Source organism: Mycobacterium sp. ABE4_509 (genome assembly GCF_056160785.1).
Window position 1 is genome coordinate 1 of the sequence record NZ_JBSWXU010000300.1, and the last position, 1,283, is coordinate 1,283.

General features: G+C 55.3%; 1 rRNA gene. It reads left to right on the top strand.

The window, feature by feature from the left end:
• A 23S ribosomal RNA gene (locus ACXAID_RS28140) occupies nt 1-1,158 on the top strand; the annotation flags it as partial.
• Nucleotides 1,159-1,283 lie beyond the last annotated feature (125 nt).

The following is a 1,283-nucleotide window of genomic DNA, read 5'->3' on the forward strand; positions in this document are numbered from 1 at the left end:
GGGTGGCACAAACCAGTGAGAAGCGACTGTTTACTAAAAACACAGGTCCGTGCGAAGTCGCAAGACGAGGTATACGGACTGACGCCTGCCCGGTGCTGGAAGGTTAAGAGGACCCGTTAACCCTTCGGGGTGAAGCGGAGAATTTAAGCCCCAGTAAACGGCGGTGGTAACTATAACCATCCTAAGGTAGCGAAATTCCTTGTCGGGTAAGTTCCGACCTGCACGAATGGCGTAACGACTTCTCAGCTGTCTCAACCATAGACTCGGCGAAATTGCATTACGAGTAAAGATGCTCGTTACGCGCGGCAGGACGAAAAGACCCCGGGACCTTCACTACAACTTGGTATTGGTGCTCGATACGGTTTGTGTAGGATAGGTGGGAGACTGTGAAGCGGTCACGCCAGTGATTGTGGAGTCGTTGTTGAAATACCACTCTGATCGTATTGGGCCTCTAACTTCGGACCGTCTATCCGGTCCAGGGACAGTGCCTGGTGGGTAGTTTAACTGGGGCGGTTGCCTCCCAAAATGTAACGGAGGCGCCCAAAGGTTCCCTCAACCTGGACGGCAATCAGGTGTTGAGTGTAAGTGCACAAGGGAGCTTGACTGCGAGACGGACATGTCAAGCAGGGACGAAAGTCGGGACTAGTGATCCGGCACCCCCGAGTGGAAGGGGTGTCGCTCAACGGATAAAAGGTACCCCGGGGATAACAGGCTGATCTTCCCCAAGAGTCCATATCGACGGGATGGTTTGGCACCTCGATGTCGGCTCGTCGCATCCTGGGGCTGGAGCAGGTCCCAAGGGTTGGGCTGTTCGCCCATTAAAGCGGCACGCGAGCTGGGTTTAGAACGTCGTGAGACAGTTCGGTCTCTATCCGCCGCGCGCGTCAGAAGCTTGAGGAAACCTGTCCCTAGTACGAGAGGACCGGGACGGACGAACCTCTGGTACACCAGTTGTCCCACCAGGGGCACCGCTGGATAGCCACGTTCGGACAGGATAACCGCTGAAAGCATCTAAGCGGGAAACCTCTTCCAAGACCAGGCTTCTCACCCTCTAGGAGGGATAAGGCCCCCCGCAGACCACGGGATCGATAGACCAGACCTACACGCTCAGCAATGAGTGCAGGGAACTGGCACTAACCGGCCGAAAACTTACAACAAACCCAACAAAACCTCGCAACCACAACCACAGCCACCAACAACCCCCGGGTTGCTGCGTGACACCACACCCCACCACCAAATAACACTTCCCCACAAAACGGGGATCACTCAAAAACGAGTGAATA